Annotated in this window: 16 protein-coding genes and 6 tRNA genes; 1 reads left to right on the forward strand and 21 read right to left on the reverse strand. The window is 35.2% G+C overall.

From position 1 onward, the window contains the following. Nucleotides 1-595 precede the first annotated feature (595 nt). The 11 genes from Q7P22_RS03265 to Q7P22_RS03315 form a co-directional block, all read right to left on the reverse strand. Nucleotides 596-679, reverse strand: a tRNA-Leu gene (locus Q7P22_RS03265). Between the two features lie 13 nt (nucleotides 680-692). Then, nucleotides 693-768: transfer RNA gene (locus Q7P22_RS03270), tRNA-Lys, on the reverse strand. Nucleotides 769-803: 35 nt separating this feature from the next. Continuing rightward, nucleotides 804-879 (reverse strand) — tRNA-Gln (locus Q7P22_RS03275). A gap of 20 nt (nucleotides 880-899) precedes the next feature. Next, nucleotides 900-975, reverse strand: a tRNA-His gene (locus Q7P22_RS03280). 21 nt (nucleotides 976-996) lie between these two features. Beyond that, nucleotides 997-1,073: transfer RNA gene (locus Q7P22_RS03285), tRNA-Arg, on the reverse strand. Nucleotides 1,074-1,087: 14 nt separating this feature from the next. Continuing rightward, a tRNA-Gly gene (locus Q7P22_RS03290) sits at nucleotides 1,088-1,161 on the reverse strand. A gap of 281 nt (nucleotides 1,162-1,442) precedes the next feature. Further along, nucleotides 1,443-1,919, reverse strand: a complete 477-nt coding sequence (locus Q7P22_RS03295) for a metallophosphoesterase (RefSeq protein WP_303860578.1) — start codon at nucleotides 1,917-1,919, stop codon at nucleotides 1,443-1,445. After that, nucleotides 1,919-2,509: an XTP/dITP diphosphatase gene (locus tag Q7P22_RS03300; protein WP_303860581.1), complete on the reverse strand. Its 591-nt coding sequence runs from the start codon at nucleotides 2,507-2,509 to the stop codon at nucleotides 1,919-1,921. Before Q7P22_RS03300 ends, Q7P22_RS03295 begins: the two co-directional genes overlap by 1 nt. After that, nucleotides 2,506-3,237, reverse strand: a complete 732-nt coding sequence (gene rph / locus Q7P22_RS03305) for a ribonuclease PH (RefSeq protein ID WP_303860583.1) — start codon at nucleotides 3,235-3,237, stop codon at nucleotides 2,506-2,508. Before rph ends, Q7P22_RS03300 begins: the two co-directional genes overlap by 4 nt. A 16-nt stretch (nucleotides 3,238-3,253) precedes the next feature. Further along, nucleotides 3,254-4,252, reverse strand: coding sequence for a GerMN domain-containing protein (locus Q7P22_RS03310; RefSeq protein WP_303860586.1), 999 nt, complete (start codon nucleotides 4,250-4,252; stop codon nucleotides 3,254-3,256). Nucleotides 4,253-4,308: 56 nt separating this feature from the next. Further along, entirely contained in the window at nucleotides 4,309-5,295 is a 987-nt protein-coding gene (locus Q7P22_RS03315; RefSeq protein ID WP_303860588.1) for an AIR synthase family protein, read from the reverse strand. A gap of 89 nt (nucleotides 5,296-5,384) precedes the next feature. Here Q7P22_RS03315 and Q7P22_RS03320 point away from each other — a divergent pair, with 89 nt between their 5' ends. Further along, a complete protein-coding gene (locus tag Q7P22_RS03320) occupies nucleotides 5,385-5,534 on the forward strand; it encodes a hydroxymyristoyl-ACP dehydratase (RefSeq protein WP_303860590.1) in 150 nt (49 codons plus the stop codon). A 292-nt stretch (nucleotides 5,535-5,826) separates the two neighbouring features. On the opposite strand, the gene Q7P22_RS03325 is transcribed toward Q7P22_RS03320, so the two are convergent. The 10 genes from Q7P22_RS03325 to pcrA all read right to left on the reverse strand — a co-directional run bounded on the left by Q7P22_RS03325 (nucleotide 5,827) and on the right by pcrA (nucleotide 19,214). Then, nucleotides 5,827-6,795 (reverse strand): ABC transporter ATP-binding protein, encoded by a 969-nt coding sequence (locus Q7P22_RS03325; RefSeq protein ID WP_369695487.1) that lies wholly within the window; start codon nucleotides 6,793-6,795, stop codon nucleotides 5,827-5,829. Continuing rightward, complete coding sequence (locus Q7P22_RS03330) at nucleotides 6,792-7,793, reverse strand: ABC transporter ATP-binding protein (RefSeq protein WP_303860595.1); 1,002 nt, start codon at nucleotides 7,791-7,793, stop codon at nucleotides 6,792-6,794. The genes Q7P22_RS03325 and Q7P22_RS03330 overlap by 4 nt, the downstream gene beginning before the upstream one ends. Before the next feature lie 16 nt (nucleotides 7,794-7,809). After that, a complete protein-coding gene (locus tag Q7P22_RS03335; protein ID WP_369695485.1) occupies nucleotides 7,810-8,751 on the reverse strand; it encodes an ABC transporter permease in 942 nt (313 codons plus the stop codon). Further along, on the reverse strand, nucleotides 8,751-9,680 hold the full coding sequence (locus tag Q7P22_RS03340; protein ID WP_303860599.1) for an ABC transporter permease: 930 nt from the start codon (nucleotides 9,678-9,680) through the stop codon (nucleotides 8,751-8,753). Before Q7P22_RS03340 ends, Q7P22_RS03335 begins: the two co-directional genes overlap by 1 nt. 119 nt (nucleotides 9,681-9,799) lie before the next feature. After that, nucleotides 9,800-11,419 (reverse strand): peptide ABC transporter substrate-binding protein, encoded by a 1,620-nt coding sequence (locus Q7P22_RS03345; RefSeq protein ID WP_303860602.1) that lies wholly within the window; start codon nucleotides 11,417-11,419, stop codon nucleotides 9,800-9,802. A gap of 250 nt (nucleotides 11,420-11,669) precedes the next feature. Further along, nucleotides 11,670-13,091: an Asp-tRNA(Asn)/Glu-tRNA(Gln) amidotransferase subunit GatB gene (gene gatB, locus Q7P22_RS03350; protein WP_303860604.1), complete on the reverse strand. Its 1,422-nt coding sequence runs from the start codon at nucleotides 13,089-13,091 to the stop codon at nucleotides 11,670-11,672. A gap of 15 nt (nucleotides 13,092-13,106) precedes the next feature. Next, entirely contained in the window at nucleotides 13,107-14,558 is a 1,452-nt protein-coding gene (gene gatA, locus Q7P22_RS03355) for an Asp-tRNA(Asn)/Glu-tRNA(Gln) amidotransferase subunit GatA (protein WP_303860606.1), read from the reverse strand. An 11-nt stretch (nucleotides 14,559-14,569) separates the two neighbouring features. Continuing rightward, entirely contained in the window at nucleotides 14,570-14,857 is a 288-nt protein-coding gene (gene gatC, locus Q7P22_RS03360; RefSeq protein ID WP_303860609.1) for an Asp-tRNA(Asn)/Glu-tRNA(Gln) amidotransferase subunit GatC, read from the reverse strand. 140 nt (nucleotides 14,858-14,997) lie between these two features. Further along, nucleotides 14,998-16,977: an NAD-dependent DNA ligase LigA gene (gene ligA / locus Q7P22_RS03365; protein WP_303860612.1), complete on the reverse strand. Its 1,980-nt coding sequence runs from the start codon at nucleotides 16,975-16,977 to the stop codon at nucleotides 14,998-15,000. Between the two features lie 17 nt (nucleotides 16,978-16,994). Beyond that, nucleotides 16,995-19,214: a DNA helicase PcrA gene (gene pcrA / locus Q7P22_RS03370; RefSeq protein ID WP_303860614.1), complete on the reverse strand. Its 2,220-nt coding sequence runs from the start codon at nucleotides 19,212-19,214 to the stop codon at nucleotides 16,995-16,997. Between the last annotated feature and the right edge of the window lie 40 nt (nucleotides 19,215-19,254).

Consider the following 19,254-nt stretch of genomic DNA (forward strand, 5'->3'; position numbering starts at 1 on the left):
AAGTTATGTTTGATTTATTTAAAAATCTTTTCTTGACATATTACCAGATTGCTTATAGAAACACACATCTATAACGCTTTTGTGTACTATACAGCGAAAAATAATTAATGGCAAGTTATAATTAACCATTTGTGACCAATTTGAAATAACAAATAAAAAGAATTAATTCTGTTAAGACAGATTTTTGACAGATGTATCATGATACTACATTTATGTTTGTTGTTTCTCTATAATTATATTTTAGCTTTTCTGAATAAAATAGCTGTTAAATAAAAAAAGAAACCCTTAGATACTAATAAAAAAACTTAGTATTTATAAGGGTTCTAGAAATTTCAAATCTCAAAAAATAAAAAAACACCCTCGCCGAGTAACGAAGATGCTTTTTTTGGTGCGGATGACAGGAGCAAATGCTTCGCATTTCTTTGCTCAGTCGCATAGCTCCTTCACAATCTCGTCATTTTCAAATATGCATTTAGCATATTCGAATGGCTTCGCCACCATTCCTCGTCCTTCTCAAGGTTCGACTCCTGTCATTCTCTAGACGTATTTCCACACATAAAAAAACACCCTCGCCGAGTAACGAAGATGCTTTTTTTGGTGCGGATGACAGGAATCGAACCTGCACGTCATAGACACTAGATCCTAAGTCTAGCGCGTCTGCCAGTTCCGCCACATCCGCACAAATTTTAAAATGGTGATCCATCCGCGACTCGAACGCGGGACACCCTGATTAAAAGTCAGGTGCTCTGCCAACTGAGCTAATGGATCAAGATTATTACTAATTAAAGATAAACAATTATGGTTGGCTGGGGTAGCAGGACTCGAACCTACGCATGCCAGAATCAAAATCTGGTGCCTTACCGACTTGGCGATACCCCAATATTAATTTAAAATTTCTATGGGGTGAGCGATGGGATTTGAACCCACGACATCCAGAACCACAATCTGGCGCTCTAACCACTGAACTACGCTCACCATATCTTTAGTTTTGTTGGATGGCGCGCTTGAAGGGATTCGAACCCCTGGCACACGGCTTAGAAGGCCGTTGCTCTATCCTACTGAGCTACAAGCGCATGCTTTAAAAAAATGGAGCGGGTGAAGGGAATCGGACCCTCGCGACTGGCTTGGAAGGCCAGGGCTCTACCACTGAGCTACACCCGCATAGTTAATTTATTACTTTTATTTACTTGATTTTTCGACATATTTCGATTGACGACTCATTTATTATACAATGTTCTATTTTTAGAGTCAAGAACTTTTTTAATTTTTTTATAATTATGTTTTATCTCCAAACATTCCAATTCCTCTATTTCTTAAGGACAAGCATTAGTATACAATAGGATAAGACTTAAGTCAATATCTTTTTTAATATTTTCATTGTCATCTTTTTATCAATATATTCTTAGCTTTAAAGGACTAAGGGGAACGTCTTACTCGTTCCCTTATTGTACGTCTAAAATTCTAGCTTCTAATAGTCCACTTTCTGTGATTTCAATAACTCCATATGTTTCTTTAGGTTGCCATCTTTTATCACCAATGCTTCCAGGATTTAAAAATAAAATTCCATTTACTATCTCCTGATAAGGCACATGGCTATGGCCGAACAAAACCACATCAGCTTTTTTCTCTTGTGCAGCGTAATATAAACTGTTTAGATCTGATTTTATTCTATACTGATGTCCATGGGTCAAAAAAAATCTCTTTCCACATATATCTTCGATAATTTCCAATGGTCCTTCACATAAATCTGTATTGCCCTTTACATATTTAACTGGACAAGATACCATCTCTTGAATTTTTATAGCATCTCTTATATTATCCCCCAAATGAAAAATCATATCCACATCTTTAAATGTTTCGAGTATCTTTTTCACCCTAAATAAATTTCCATGACTATCACTAAAAACTAATATCTTCATTAGCACTTATTGTTCATTAGCATTTCTGTTAACTTGTCCAATGCCAATGCTCGATGACTAATTTTATTCTTTTCTTTTGCTGAAAGTTCTCCAAATGTTTCCTTTAACCCATCCACAATAAATAATGGATCATATCCAAATCCATTTTGTCCATTTAATCTAAGGTCAATACTCCCCTTGCATTCACCTTTAAAGAGATGTTCTTCTCCATTGGGAAGAATCAATACCATAATACATACAAATTTAGCGCTTCTATTTTCCATGGGCACATCTTTAAGTTCAGATAATAGCTTTTCATTATTCATCTCATCTGTAGCATTTTCTCCTGCGTACCTGGCAGAATATACACCAGGTTTACCTTCTAGAGCATCTACCGCTAATCCAGAATCATCTGCTAAAATTATTTCTTTCGTATACTTCTTTAAGGCTCTTGCCTTTATGAGGGCATTTTCTTCAAAGGTTGTACCATCTTCCACGATGTCTACATAAATCCCTTCTTCTTTCATAGTTACTACATCAAATTCACTTCCAAGTACAGCCTTAATTTCGTCCTTCTTGTGTTCGTTTCCTGTAGCAATAACTATTTTCATTCGTTCATTCCTTCCATCAGCACTTTTCTCTGAATACTAATTAATTCCATAATTCCCTTTTCTGCATAAGTTAAAAGAGTGCTCAATTCCTCTTTACTTATAGGTCTTGCTTCTCCTGTACCTTGAATCTCCACATATTGGCCTGTTTCTGTCATTACTACATTCATATCCACGTCTGCCTTACTATCTTCTTCGTAACATAAATCTAATAATGGTTGCCCCCCTACTACACCTACGCTTACTGCTGCTACAAAATGGTCTATTGGGATTTCTTTAATGCGTCCTGCATCTTTTAATTTCTTTACAGCAATCATAATTGCAACGAATGCACCAGTAATAGAAGCCGTTCTTGTACCGCCATCTGCTTGAATGACATCACAATCTACCCAAAGTGTTCTTTCTCCTAATTTTTCTAAATTAATTATAGACCGAAGGGTTCTGCCAATCAATCTCTGAATCTCCATATTTCTGCCATCTACTTTTCCCTTGCTAGAATCCCTGATTTTTCTCGTCACTGTCGAGCTAGGAAGCATTCGATACTCTGACGTAATCCAACCTTTCCCCTGTCCCCTTAAAAAGATTGGGATTTTTTCTTCTACCATAGCAGTACAAATTACTTTTGTATCGCCAAACTCAATCAATACAGATCCTTCTGCATGTTTGGTATAATCTTTTGTAATCTTTATCTTTCTTAACTCATCGTATTTTCTTTTATCGTATCTTTGCATTTCTTGCCTCCATTTGTCATTTATATACGTTTGCGAATGCCTCTATAGTATAGCTTGCAACATCCTTATTTCCTTGGGATAGAATAATTAACTCTATATCACTATTTTGACTTATTGTCAAAGACATACTCTTCATAAACCGAACACATTCCTGGCTATCCGTATCAATGGGATTCTTTATCTTTATCTTAACCATATTGCCCTCTATTGAGACCTTTTCTAATTCAAAACCTTCAGGAATTGGTGTATTCGTTTCCTTAAAAAAGCCAATTTGTTCTTGAACTATCTTATCTACCGATGTGCTATCTTTGGAAATATTTTTTGTTACTGGTATATAATATGTGTAGTTGTTGCTTACATTATTATAAAAGTATAAAGTGCTCTTTACGTATTCCCCTTGAACTACATGATCTAAAGAATTGATATTTCCTCGGGTCAAAGGTTCACCTACTTTTGTTCCTTGTGCTAGTTCTTCTACAATCTGATTATTCACTAATACTTGCACCTTATTAACCGTTTCAAATTCTGTCAGTGTGTATACAATCGCCTTTATCGCGGTCTGTTCTTCTTTTTTGTCTTTAAATGAATTAATATCGTCGTTAAAACTTATTCTCATAAGATTATCTTCTTTTAAAGCCAAATCAAATTCAAGACTTTCCGGCAATACAGGAGATAAACCAATCTCTCTAAGCTCAATTCTATTTTCCGGATTATCTACTAAGGCCTTTATCACAGATTTTGCAATGCCTTCCTGTTTTGGAATTTGGCGCATAACTGGAATTAAATACCCCTGAGGGTCTACATAATAAAAAACACCCCGGGTTTTGCTTTCATCTAGCTCTAGCAATCTGATATCATTTAACTCGGTAAAAGTACTCACATAGTCCTTATTGGCTTGTTCATAATCTATATTTTCCACAGCTTGTTTATCATTCAAAACTGTATCTGTCCCTTTTCTACAACCCGAGCATATAATAAGCATAACTATGCATATCATCCACAATTTTCTTTTCAAAACTCCACCCCCTAGGATAATTATATGAGAAAGGGGGGCTTGTTAGAATAATGGATTTATTTATACGCTTTATAAAGTTCATCCGCCTCAGGTGCATCTAAAGGCAATCGCTGTCCATGTTCATTTAGTATCATCGACTCTTCTTCTATAAACTCACCTATTACTGCTCCATTAATTTTTTTTTCTTGTAAACTCTTTAAGAGCACTTCTTCTTTTTCTTTTGCAACAATCATGAGCATTACGCCACTAGAGATTAGTCTAAATGGATTTATATGAAACGGTGAGGTGATTTTTTGCGTTACCTCTAATATAGGGATGTTTTGAGACACGATTTGAACTCCGAGTTTCGCTTTTTCAGCCATTTCCCATGCAGCACCCAGAATTCCTCCCTCTGTAGCATCGTGCATAGATTTTACGCCAATTTGGGCACCTATAAGACCTTCCTCTATTACACTTAAGCTAGATGATACATACTGCAGTCCTTCTAAGTCTTTTTCTGTTAGGTTTTCAATTTGATTCTTAAAATCATCATATAAAATAGCCGTTCCTTCTAATCCTGCATACTTCGTCATGACAAGCAGATCTCCACGTTGAACCTTTTCTCCCAGAGTTAAATAGTCTCTGGAACCTCCTCCTAGTGAGGTGACTGAAAGAACAATTCGATTTACTGCGTCCGTTATTTCTGTATGTCCACCTAACAATTGAATCTCAAGCTCATTAGATACTTGTAAAATATCCTCCATTATCTCTTGAATATCTTCTAAAGTAGCCCTAGGAGGCGCTAATAAGGTAACCATAATACCAAAAGGTTTAATACCCTTAGATGCAATATCATTACATGATACATATACTGCTAATTTTCCCATATTGCTTGTCGTAATCGTAATAGGATCCGATGATATAACACATAGCTCATCTTTGAAATCTACAATACTACAATCTTCGCCAATACCTGAGCCTACTAATACTCTTTCATCTTTGTATTTTATCTTTGAGAAGATAATCCTATCTAGTTGTTCATTTGAAAGTTTTCCAATTTCCAATATTTTTCACTCCAAAAATTCTGAATTTGTCAAATACTATTATAGTATATACTAAATTAATCTGAAAGAAAAATAATGGAGGGCTTAAATTGACGACGATTAATTGTACTTCAAATTGTATCTATCAAGAAAACGGAAAATGCGCACTTCAAAATGTACAAGCTATTACCAGCTCATGTAATGATGATTGTGCATACTTTATTTCAAAGAAGCAAAAGGAAAATAGAAATACTCCGTAAAAGTTAAAAAAGATTATCGTTCTATAAAACGCAAGAAAGTGCCTCGCACTTTAGTTGTAGGTTCTAAGTAAAACCTTTTAGGTCACTAATAGTCACCGTTACATCAGGTTATTATCATTTGATAATAATTTCATTAAAAACTAGAACTTTCCTAATACGAAATAAATTTTTTATAAAAAATGCTATCCCCATAAAAGGTGATAGCATTTTTGCTTATTGTTTACGTAGTATATTCAATAATAGTAGGGACTATGAATATGAAAAGTCTTAATTAAAATATAGGCCTCTAATATTATATTTCACCTATACGATGACAAGCTGCATAATGACCAGGTTCTTGTTCTTGAAAAATTGGTGTAACTTGTCTGCATTTATCAATTGCATAACTACACCTATCCACAAACCTACATCCTTCTTTTGGATTTATTGGACTAGGAACATCTCCATCTAACATAATCCTCTTTTTATTCCTCTGAATATCAGGATTAGGAATAGGAATTGCAGATAATAGAGCTTTTGTATAGGGGTGAAGAGGGTTATCATATAATTCTTCTGATTCTGCCAGTTCCATCATATGCCCTAAATACATTACTCCAACTCGATCTGAAATATATCTAACCATAGATAAATCATGAGCAATAAACAGGTATGTTAAACCGAGCTTATCCTGTAATTCCTTCAACAAATTAACCACTTGCGCTTGGATCGAAACATCTAAGGCCGAAATAGGTTCGTCACACACAATAAATTTAGGATTTAAAGCCAACGCTCTAGCGATACCTACCCTTTGACGTTGTCCACCAGAGAATTCATGTGGGAAACGCATGGCATGTTCTTCGTTTAATCCAACCAGTTCTAGTAATTCAACTACTCTTGCATTCTTTTCTTTTTCAGATTTATAAACTCTGTGAATCTCTAAAGGCTCCGCGACAATATCTGCTACTGTCATTCTTGGATTTAACGAAGCATATGGATCTTGGAATATCATTTGTAAATTCTTTCTCACATCAGCCATATCATGCCTTGAAAGATTAAAAATATTTTTTCCATTAAATATAACTTCTCCTTCAGTAGCATCATACAATCTGGTGAGAGTCCTACCAGCAGTAGATTTTCCACATCCTGATTCACCTACAAGACCAAAGGTTTCTCCATGAAATATATCAAAGCTAATACCATCGACAGCCTTTAGCTTATTACCATTACCAACATTAAAAAACTTTCTTAGATTTTTTACACTAATTAATGGTTCTTGCATTATACTTCACTCCCCTTCGCATCTTTTGACATAGGATGATTCAACCAACAACGGCTAATATGAGTTGAACTGTGCTCTGTAAATTGTGGCATATGATCTTTACAAATTTTCATAGCATAATCGCAACGATCATAAAAAGCACATCCCTTTGGAGGAATATATAAATCTGGCGGTGTTCCATCTATCGAAAGTAAAGCCTCATCTTTATTCATATCTAAACTAGGTACAGAAGCTAGTAGTTTTTTAGTATAAGGATGAGAGGTGTTTTTAAATATTTCATCTGTCAAGCCTTGCTCTACAATTTGTCCTGCATACATTACTACAACACGATCACTCATATCCGCAACTACACCTAAATCATGAGTAATTAATATAATTGACATACCTAACTTTTCTTGTATATCTTTCATTAAATCAAGAATTTGAGCCTGAACCGTTACATCCAAAGCTGTTGTAGGCTCATCTGCGATTAACAACTGAGGATTGGATACCATAGCAAGCGCGATCATAACCCTTTGCCTCATTCCTCCGGAAAATTCATGAGGATATTGTTCTATTCTTTTTTCGGGTTGAGGCACTGATACAAGTTCTAATGCTTCAATTGCCCGTTTTTTTGCTTCTTCTCGTGATAAACCCTGGTGATTTATCAAACCTTCTATAATTTGTTGTCCGATTTTCATTGTTGGATTGAGAGAAGTCATAGGATCCTGAAAAATCATAGAAATCCGATTCCCTCTAACTTTTTGCATCTCTTTTTCTGTCTTCGTTATTAAATTCTCGCCGTCAAATTTGATTTCTCCTGCTTTAAAATAGGCAGGAGGCATTGGCAACAATTGCATAATTGAATTTGCTGTAACACTTTTCCCACACCCTGATTCTCCGACAATCGCAACTGTTTCTTGCTTACCTACATAAAAGCTGATATCTCTAACTGCTTCAACCTCTCCAAAAAAAGTTTTAAAAGAGACGGCTAAATTATTTATTTCTAGTATTTTATTCATATTCGTCCTAACCTCTCTACTTACGTAATCGTGGGTCTAATGAGTCCCTTAATCCATCTCCGAGTACATTAAATGAGAACATGATTAACGAAATCAAAATTGCAGGAATAAGAATTTGGTATGTATTTCCTACCGCCAGACCAGCCAATCCGTCATTTGCAAGTGTTCCAAGACTTGACTTTGGCGCCTGTAAACCTAAACCTAAGAAACCTAATGTGGCTTCAGCAAATATAGCACGTGGAATAGTAAGTGTTACATTAACTAGAATTGGACCTAATGTATTTGGAATAATATGTTTTCTTAAAATCCAACCTTTACCAGCACCTAATGATTCTGATGCCAAAGAGTATTCTGTTTCCTTTAATTGCAATACTTGTCCCCTAACCAGTATGGCCATTGGTACCCAACCAGTCAAACTCATAGCAAGTATTATGACAAACATAGAGCTACCTCCGCCCTCTGTCTGCAGAACGACTGATAGTAATATTACAACTAGCAAATATGGAATACTATAAATAATCTCAGCAAGTCTCATCATTATACTGTCTACTCTTCTAGAAGCCATACCTGCAACGCCACCATAAATAACACCTATTAAAAAATCAATTAATGCTGCAATTACTCCTATTGCTAAAGAATATCTTGCACCAAACCACACTCTAGTAAACATATCTCTACCTAACTCATCACTACCAAACCAGAAAGCAGAATTCGGTTTTTGATTCGTCATATCTAGATGCTGCTCAAAATATGCATATCCTGACATGTATGTACCTACAAAGGACATAATAGCCATTACAATAATTAGGGTTAATCCTAGCATAGCTAGTTTATTTTGTTTCAGTCTTCGCCAAACATCAGGCCAATACTTAATACTAGGACGATGAATTTTATCTGCATTTTGATTAGATTTGTCCGCTTTTTCGAATAATTCTGGTTTAAAATCTATATTATTCATCATCGCCCCTCCTTCGTCAACTTAATTCGTGGGTCTACAAGCATATATGCAATATCTACGATTAACAACATAATGATTAATATAGCTGCATAAAAAATAGTTGTGCCCATAATTAAAGTATAATCCCTATTGTTGATAGATTGAACGAAAAATCTACCTAATCCAGGTATTCCAAAAATCTTTTCAATTACAAAACTTCCAACGAGCAAATTAGAAATGGTTGTCCCAAGAATTGAAATAACAGGTAAAATCGCATTTCGAACTGCATGTTTTAGGATAACAGCTGACTTGGCAATTCCTTTTGATCTTGCAGTCTTTATATAATCTTGTCCTAGTACTTCAAGCATTGATGATCTCATAAGTCTTGCCATTGTCGCTAATGGCATCAATGCCATTGCAAAAGAGGGAAGTAGTGAATGTCTCCATGTACCCCATCCTCCAATAGGAAAGAAAGATACATTTCTCGCCACAAATTGTATTAACAATGTTCCCATAATAAAGGATGGAACTGAAATACCAATTATTGCGATAATCATAGATATATAATCAGGGATTTTATTTTGATATAGTGCTGCAAGAACACCTAATGCGGGTCCAAACACAACAGCAATAAGTAAAGCTTGCAATCCTAATTGAGCTGAAACAGGAAATCCTCTCGAAACCATATCATTAACGGTTTCTACTCTTGACTTCATAGAATCACCCAAATCTCCCTTCAATAAATTTTGAAGATAGATTACATATTGTTCAGATACTGGCTTGTCCAGACCATACTTCGCCTGTAAGTTTTCATATACGGCTGGTGGCATTTTACTTTCTGAACGAAAAGGATTGCCAGGTATTGAATGCATTAACATAAATGTTATGGTAATAACCGCCCAAATGGTAACCAATGCTAAAGCAATCCTTTTTATAAGATATTTTGTCATAATAGTTCTCCTTTATAAAGTAAGCTACTCTATGTTTATGTTGATGAATGAAAAACGAGCTCTATAAACAAGTTCATAGAGTCTCGGTTTTCACTTAACATATCTATTTATTTATTATTTTAGAACTTGTCAACATCCATATCTGCATAGATAAAGTATGGGTATCTGTTTACAGGTTTAAATACTCCGCTTACATAAGATTTTTGTGCATATGGTTGTGTATAGAAGTAGATTGGTAATACTGGCATCTCTTCCATTAATAATGTTTCTGCTTTTCTCATTGCATCCATACGTACCGCTTGATCAGCAGTTGCTTTTGCTGTCTTTACATATGCATCATACTTTTCGTTGCTGTAATTAGCATCGTTGTATTCACCATTTGTTACCCAAAGATCGATAAATGTCATCGGATCAATATAATCGCCTATCCAACCTGCTCTGGATATTTCATAATCTCCAGCTTTTTCCCTATCTAGTTTAACCTGAAACTCTACATTTTCTAATTGAATTTCAATATCTAGATTTGTTCTCCACATTTCCTGTACTGCCTGAGCAATTTTTTTGTGAGCTTCTTGTGTATTGTAGACAAGAGTAGCATTTTGCATATCATCAATGGACATGCCTTCTTCAGTTAAGCCTTCTTGTAATAATTTTTTCGCTTCGTCAACATCAAATTTGATGAAATTACCTACTTTACGGAATTCCTTTCCGCTTTCATCAAGTATACCATAAGGTACAACACCTTCTGCAGGTAGTTGACCACCTTGTGCTACATTATCAATAATCTTTTGTCTATCAATTGACATAGATAAAGCTTTTCTTACTTTTGCATTGTTAAAAGGTTTTACTTCATTATTTAAATTATAATAATATGTAGCTAAATCTGCTCCTATTACTAATTCAGAGCTCTTTTCAGTATTAAGTTGAGCTACTACTGTTTGTGGAAGAGGTGTTAAGAAATCAAACTCTCCACCTTCATATCTTTGCCATGCTGTATTTTCATCGTCTAATATTGCAAAATCTACACCATCTAGTTTTACTTTATCAGCGTCATAATATTTTTCATTCTTTTTGATTAAAATTTTAGCATTGTGTTCCCATTCAGTTAATAAGAATGGTCCATTTGACACATATGTTGAAGGATCTTTTGCCCAGTCTGGATTTTCTTCAACAACATCCTTACTTACTGGGAAATAACAATAAAAAGATGTTAATTCTGGAAAGAATGCAGTAGGACTTTCTAATACAACCTCTAAAGTTTTGTCATCTACAGCTTTTACTGCTACATCTTCTACAGAACCTTTGCCTTCATTATATGCTTGTCCACCTTTTATATAGTAAAATTGATAAGCATAATATGCGGCAGTTTCTGGTTTAAGAGCTCTTTTCCAAGAATATTCAAAATCATGAGCTGTAACAGGCTCCCCATTTGACCATGTAATATCATCTCTTAATGTAAATGTATAAGTCAGTTCATCTTCAGCTAACTTATACTTTTCAGCCATTCCCCCGACAATTTCTCCATCTGCACTTTTTTTCATTAACCCTTCAAAAATGTGGTCTAGAACCCATGATTCGTGAGTACCTTGTGCCAAGGCTGGATCTAGAGATCCTGGTTCACTTGCATTATTCGTTCGAAGAATTTTTTCTTTATCTTCTTCTGAAGCACCTGAACATCCAGAAATCAAAAGCACAACCACGAGAATAATACTTGTCATTGTTATTAACTTTTTCTTCATAAATTTTCCCCCTATTTTTTTCACGTCAATTATATTAATCTTACTTAATATATCATTTTTATCAGAACATTTCAATATTTAATGTTCATAAACAACTTATACCATTTATACCAATAATTTTATTACTTTTTCTATTCCTATATAATTCATATCAAATTGGTTGTACATACTATTAAAGAAAGAAGAATACTCTTAATTTCAGTGTATTCTTCTTTAAACAGTTGTATTAAAGTTTTATTAATGCCTTATTTTAGATATTCTTTTTAATCATATCATTTACTACGCCTGGATTCGCCTTGCCTTTTGTCGCTTTCATTACTTGTCCTACTAAAAATCCTATTGCCTTGTCTTTTCCGCTTTTTAGATCTTCTACAGATTTTGGATTGTCTGTTATGACCTTTAGAACGATTTCCTTTATGGCATCTTCGTCATTCATTTGGACTAGGCCCTTTTCTTTGACGATATCCTCTGGCGCTGCACCCGTTTCAAACATCTCTTTTAACACAGTTTTTCCTGCAGAATTGCTAATTTCCTTTTTATTAATCATATTGACCATTTTAGCCAAACCTTCAGGGTTAAATTTAATTTGGGTAATTTCGATTCCTGCTTCATTTAATAGTGCGGATAAATCGCCTAATATCCAGTTTGAAACAGATTTTGCATCATCACAATACATTACCGACTCTTCAAAGAAATCTGCCATTTGCTTTGTAGTTGTCAGAATTTGTGATTCTGTCTGGGTTAAATTCCACTCTGAAGTATATTTTTCTATTCTCTCCCATGGAAGAATTGGAATAGAGCCTTTTATAGATTCGATATACTCTTCTTCTAATATAACTGGTACTAAATCTGGATCTGGGAAATATCTATAATCATGAGCTTCTTCTTTACTTCTCAAAGAAAAGCTTAATCCCTTGTCATCATCCCATTTACGGGTTTCCTGAATAATTTTATTTCCCTTTTCAATTTCTTTAATCTGCCTTTTTGATTCTGATTTAATAGCATTTTCTAGAGATCTAAAGGAGTTTAAGTTTTTCATTTCAGTCCTCGTACCATACTCTTTACTTCCCATAGGTCGAACAGATAAGTTTACGTCAAAGCGCAAAGAACCTTCTTGCATCTTACAATCAGAAACTTCTGTATATTCTAAAGTAGCTTTAACTTTTTCTGCAAAGACTCTAGCTTCTTCAGCGCTTCTCATGTCAGGTTCTGTGACAATTTCAATTAAGGGAACACCGCATCTATTGTTATCTGCAAGAGTACCTTCTGAGCCTTCGTGAATCAACTTTCCTGCATCTTCTTCAATGTGTATTCTCGTAATACCTACAAATTTATCAAAGCCCTCTCCTTTAATGTGAATCTTTCCCTTTCCACAAATAGGAAAATCGAATTGAGAGATTTGATAGGCCTTAGGTAAATCAGGGTAAAAGTAATTTTTTCGGTCCATCTTGCTAAAACGTGCAATTTCACAATCCATAGCAGTACCTGCTTTTACGGCATATTCTACTACTTTTTTATTTAATACAGGCAAAGTACCTGGAAGCCCTAGACATACTGGACAAGTTTGTGTGTTTTCGTCGGCGCCAAATTTTGTTGAGCAACCGCAAAATATTTTACTTTTGGTTTGCAATTCACTGTGTATTTCTAATCCTATTACGATTTCGTATTCCATATATTCTAACCTCCTTTATAGACTTGCTCTTTTTTTATGATAATCCGTAGCTTGTTCAAAGGCATAGGATGCTTTTAACAGAGTATCTTCTCCAAAAGCTTTACCAATAAGCTGTAGTCCTATAGGTAAGCCTTCTGAGTCAAATCCACATGGGATAGAGATACCTGGTACACCAGCTATGTTCACTGGAACAGTATAAATATCAGACAAGTACATTTCTAGTGGATCATTACTCTTTTCCCCTAACTTAAAGGAGGTAGTCGGACAAGTCGGAGAAAGAATGACATCGCAAGTTTTAAACACATTGTCAAAATCTTCTTTTATTAATGTACGAACTTGTAGGGCTTTTTTATAATACGCGTCATAGTATCCAGAGCTAAGGGCATATGTTCCTAGCATAATACGCCTTTTCACTTCACTTCCAAACCCCTCGCTACGAGATTTTTTATATAAATCAACGAGGCCATCAAAATCCTCAGCACGGTAACCATATCTTATACCATCATAACGAGCTAAATTAGAGCTAGCTTCTGCTGAAGAGATAATATAATAAGCAGATAATGCGTATTCTGTAGTAGGCAAACTCGTTTCAATAATTTCAGCCCCTAGATTCTTATAGACTTTAATTGCTTCTCGAACAGACTGCTCTACTTCATTGTTTAATCCTTCTTGAAAATACTCTTTTGGAACGCCAATTTTTAGTCCTTTTATGTCTTTAGTTAAATAATTTGTAAAATCTTTTTTCTCTGTCACTACAGATGTAGAATCTTTATCATCATGACCGCAAATAGCATTTAAAACAATAGCACAATCCTCTACATCTTTTGTCATAGGGCCTATTTGATCTAAGGAAGATGCAAAGGCAATAAGTCCATATCGAGATACCATTCCGTAAGTAGGTTTTAATCCTACAACGCCACAAAAACTTGCAGGTTGACGAATAGAACCGCCTGTATCTGTACCTAGAGCAAAAGCTGCTTCACCAGCTGCAACGCAAGCAGCAGAGCCACCTGAGGATCCTCCTGGTACTCTGTCTAAATCCCAAGGATTATGAGTCTTTTTAAAACTTGAGTTTTCTGTAGAAGAACCCATAGCAAATTCATCCATATTCATTTTTGCAAGAACAATAGAACCAGCTTGTTCTAATTTTTCTACTACAGTGGCATTATAAGGCGGTTTAAAGTTGTAAAGTATTTTTGATGCACAAGTGGTCTCTACATCCATGGTGCACATATTATCTTTTAAGCCATAAGGAATACCCATTAAGCCCTTTGCTTGAATTCCATTTTTGTCTAGATTTTCTGCCTTTTCTAAGGCTTCTTCGCCCATAATTTTAAGAGTAGAATTTACCTTGTCTTCTACATCGTCTATTCTCTTTAAATAAGCTTGTACTACATCTTTATAACCTACTTCTTTTTTATTAATAAGATCTACTGTGTCGTGTAATGTTAAATCAAATAATTCCACTATCAACCCTCCTACTCTATAACTTTTGGCACTTTAAAGCAGCCATTTTCTTGAGATGGTGCATTTTGTAGTACCTTTTCTCTATCTAAAGATGGGATTACTACGTCTTCCCTTAACACATTGTTTACTGGTAACACATGAGCAGTAGGCCTGACATCACTCGTATCTAATTCATTTAGCTTTTCAGCATAATCGAGAATACTAGTCAATTGATCGCCAAAAACTTTTAACTCATCGTCATGAAACTCAAGTCGCGCTAATTCTGCAACATAAACTACATCTTCTTTCGTTAATTTCATCGTATTCCTCCTCTATTTACATGGAGATAGGAGGTTTGAGCTTAGAGGTAAGATTTTCCTTACCACCTTACCACCTATATTCCAAATTTTCAAACCTAATCACCTTACAATTATATGCCAAGTTCTTCCTCTAATCAAACTTATTTGCCGATCATAGACAAAAATTGCTCTTCTGTAATGATTTCTATACCTAGCTCTACAGCCTTTTCGTATTTAGAACCGGGGTTTTCACCAGCTAGGACATAATTTGTCTTTTTACTTACAGACCCAGCAACCTTTCCACCGTTTTTTTCTATCAGCTCTTTTGCTTGATCCCTCTTAAGACTTGGTAGTGTTCCTGTAACAACGAATTTTGCTCCTTTTAGTAGATCTTGGCCAGTATCTTTTTTCTGTTCTTTCATATTTATATCTAGACTTTTTAATTTCTCAACAAACTCTAGATTGGATTCTAATTTAAAAAAGTCTATGATTTCGTCGGCCATTTTCTCGCCTATGTCTTGAACGGAAAGGAGTTCTTCCTTAGGAGCACTTATAAGGTCATCTAAAACATCAAACTTCTCTGCTAAATTTTTTGCTCCTTTTTCTCCAACATAGGGAATCCCTAGGGCAAAAATCAGCTGATGAAGAGAACTCTTCTTTGATACTTCAATAGACTGGAGGAGATTGTCTACAGATTTTTCTCCTAGCTTTTCTAGTTTAGCTAATTCTTCACGTCTTTCATAGAGCAAATATAAATCACTTGGATCTTTTACAAAGCCTTCTTCCCAGAGTTTTGCTACAAGGGAACCTCCAAGACCTTCAATATTCATGGCATTTTTAGAAGCAAAGTGAGCAATTCGCCTTATAACCTGTGCAGGACAACTTAAATTGACGCATTTACGAGCTGCTTCTCCTTCTATTCGAAAAGTTGGTTCTCCGCAGGTAGGACAAGTCTCAGGCATGTGAAAAGGCATCTCTTGCCCTGTCCTCTTATCAAAATTTACCTGAAGAACCTCTGGAATGATTTCTCCAGCCTTTCGAACTAAAACCATATCTCCAATTTTAATATCTTTATCTTTGATAAAGTCTTCGTTATGCAAAGTAGCTCTAGAAACCCTTGTACCTGCTAATTGAACTTCTTCTAATTCTGCAACAGGAGTCAAGCTACCTGTTCTACCTACCTGAATAGTAATATCTAATAATTTTGTCTCTTTTACTTCAGGTGGGAACTTATAGGCAATAGCCCACCTAGGATTTCTTGCAGTAGTGCCTAAGATTTCTCTCGTCTTTAAGTGATCTATTTTTATAACGATGCCATCGATATCAAAAGCTAGTTCATATCTTTTTTCATTCATTTCATTACAAAAATCAATGACCTCTTCCATGTTCTTACAGATGAAATAAGGACTTACCTTAAATCCTCGAGAAGATAGATAATCTAAAGACTGGTGATGGGTTTCAAAAGAATCCTCTATCTCTTCTACATTAAACACATACATATCTAAGGGGCGACGAGCTGCGATCTTAGGGTCTAATTGCCTAAGCGATCCTGCTGCTGCATTTCTAGGGTTAGCAAATAATGCCTGCTGAGCTTTTTCCCTTCTCTCATTTAATTTCTGGAAGTCATTTCGATTCATAATCACTTCTCCGCGAACTTCAAGGCTATCCTCCCCTTTTAACTTAAGGGGAACAGAGCGAATGGTTTTTAAGTTTTGTGTTACATTTTCTCCCGTAACACCATTTCCTCTCGTTGCACCTTGGACAAATAGGCCATCTTCATAATTTAAAACAACGGTCAAACCATCGAATTTATACTCTACTACGTACTCATAGTCTTGAATGACCTTTCGAATTCTATTGTCAAAGCTTCTTAGGTCCTCTGGACTAAAGCCATTTGCCAAGCTTAACTTAGGTCTCCTAAAGCTTACTTTACTAAAAGAGTCCAGAGCCTTTCCCCCAACTCTCTGACTAGGAGAATCAGGCACCATATACTCTGGGTATTTATTTTCTAAATCCATCAACTCATTCATAAGATGATCATACTCGTAGTCCTGTACCTCTGGTGCATCTAATTCATAGTACAGTTTGTTATGGTGTTCTATTTCTTCTCTTAATTGTTCTATTTTTTCTTTTATATCCATATCCTTACCACCTATTTCTAACCAACAATCGTAATCGGCGCCATACTTAAAGCTACTTTTTTAATTCCCATTCCTGGAAAGGCTATAGAGGCGATGGCATTATCCCCTTGTCCTGAGATATTGATGATTGTACCCATTCCCCATTTAGCATGATTGACTTTTGTCCCTTCTTTTATATCTCCTTTGCTGGATTTTTTTTCTGATTGATGGGAATAAGTATGTTGCATTCGGTTTAGTTGTTGATAAATGCTATTTTTATTAATAATTCCTTTTTGAGATGTTTCGGTTTCCGTAAAGGTAGATTGCTTTTCTACATCACCAGAGATGAAATTGGCAGGAATTTCATCTAAAAACCTTGATCTAGGATTGTAGCTCGTCCTTCCGTATAGCTTTCTGTAATTGGTATAGGTCATATAAAGCTTTTCTCTGGCCCTAGTTATACCCACATAACAAAGTCTTCTTTCTTCATGAAGTTCTTTATCGTCATTTAAAGATCTGGAATGTGGAAATATGCCATCTTCTAAGCCAGGCATGAAAACTACTGGAAATTCTAAGCCCTTAGCATTGTGAAGGGTCATAAGCTTGACTTGACCTTGACCTTCGGAGTAATCATCTATATCTGCGACTAAAGATACATTTTCTAGAAAAGCTGTTAACGATACGTCATCGCTGTTACTCTCAAATTCTACAGCACTAGAGATTAATTCTTGTAGATTTTCAATTCTACTTTGACCATTCTCTACTTTGCCCTCTTTGAGCATATCCATATACCCTGTAGTATGCATAATATTATCAATTAATTGGCTAAGAGATAAACTATTCTTTATTTCTATAAACCCTTTCATCATGTCTGAAAATGCTATGAACTTATTCATAACTGCCTTTGACAAACCAACCATTTCTTCGATATTTAATACTACCTCAAATAAGCTCATGCCTTTAAAGTCTGCAAATTCTTGAAGTTTTTCTATTGTAGCATTTCCTAGACCTCTTTTTGGCGTATTGATTACCCTTTTAAAACTTACATCGTCCTTGTGATTTTCTATCAACGTCAAATACGAGAGAATATCTTTGATTTCCATACGAGAGTAGAACTTTAAACCACCAATAATTTGATAAGGAATACCTCTTCCCATAAAGGATTCTTCAAATACCCTAGATTGAGCATTGGTACGATACAATATGGCAATAGAACCGTAGTTACAATCTGTCTCTCTATCAAGTTTAGAAATTTCTGAAGCAATATAATCTGCCTCATCCCTTTCACTAAACAGTTGCTTAATCTCTATTAATTCACCTTCTGGATTGTCTGTCCACATTTCTTTTGCTTTTCTATTTGGATTGTTTTGAATGACACTATTAGCCGCTTCAATAATGGTAGTACTAGAACGATAGTTTTGTTCTAGGCGTACAATCTCTGCATAATCAAAATCTTTTTCAAATTCTAAAATATTTCTTATATCTGCGCCTCTAAAGCCATAGATGCTTTGATCATCATCTCCACATACGCAAATATTTTGATGATTATCGGCTAACATCTTTACAATATGGTATTGAATCGGATTTGTATCCTGATACTCGTCCACTACAATATACTTAAATTTATCTTGATAATACTGAAGTACCTCTTCATTTTGTCTAAAGAGATTCACAACATTTACAAGCAAATCATCAAAGTCCATAGCATTATTACTCATAAGCTTATTTTGATATAGTTTATAAATTTGAGCAATCTTTTCTCCTTTGAAATCCCCTTCATTTTCACGTAAGAATTTTTCTGGTGAAGTCCCCTTTTCTTTGGCTTGAGAGATTGCACTAGTTACCGAGCCAATAGTTAGAGATTTTTCATCAATGTTTAACTCTTTGTAACAATCTTTAATAACATTTTTTTGATCTGCTGAATCGTAAATAACAAAACTTCTCTCATATCCTAAAAGGTGGGCGTGAAAGCGTAAAAGTTTTGCACATAATGAATGAAAGGTACTCATCCAAATTCGGTCTACATGAGATACATCCATTTTTACCATACGTTCTTTCATCTCTTGCGCCGCCTTATTTGTAAAAGTCAAAGCTAGTATCTGATCTGCCCGACCTTTTCCGCTTTGAATAATATGGGCTATACGATGAATAATCGTTCTAGTTTTTCCTGAACCTGCTCCTGCTAATATAAGCAGTGGCCCCTCTGTATGAATCACAGCCTTTTGCTGCATTTTATTTAATCCATCTAAAAGATTCATATTCTTCTCCTTACTCTTTGGTTTATACCCTAAGTTTTTT

It is taken from the genome of Alkalibaculum bacchi, assembly GCF_937875145.1.
Taxonomy (GTDB): Bacteria; Bacillota; Clostridia; order Eubacteriales; family Alkalibacteraceae; genus Alkalibaculum; species Alkalibaculum bacchi_A.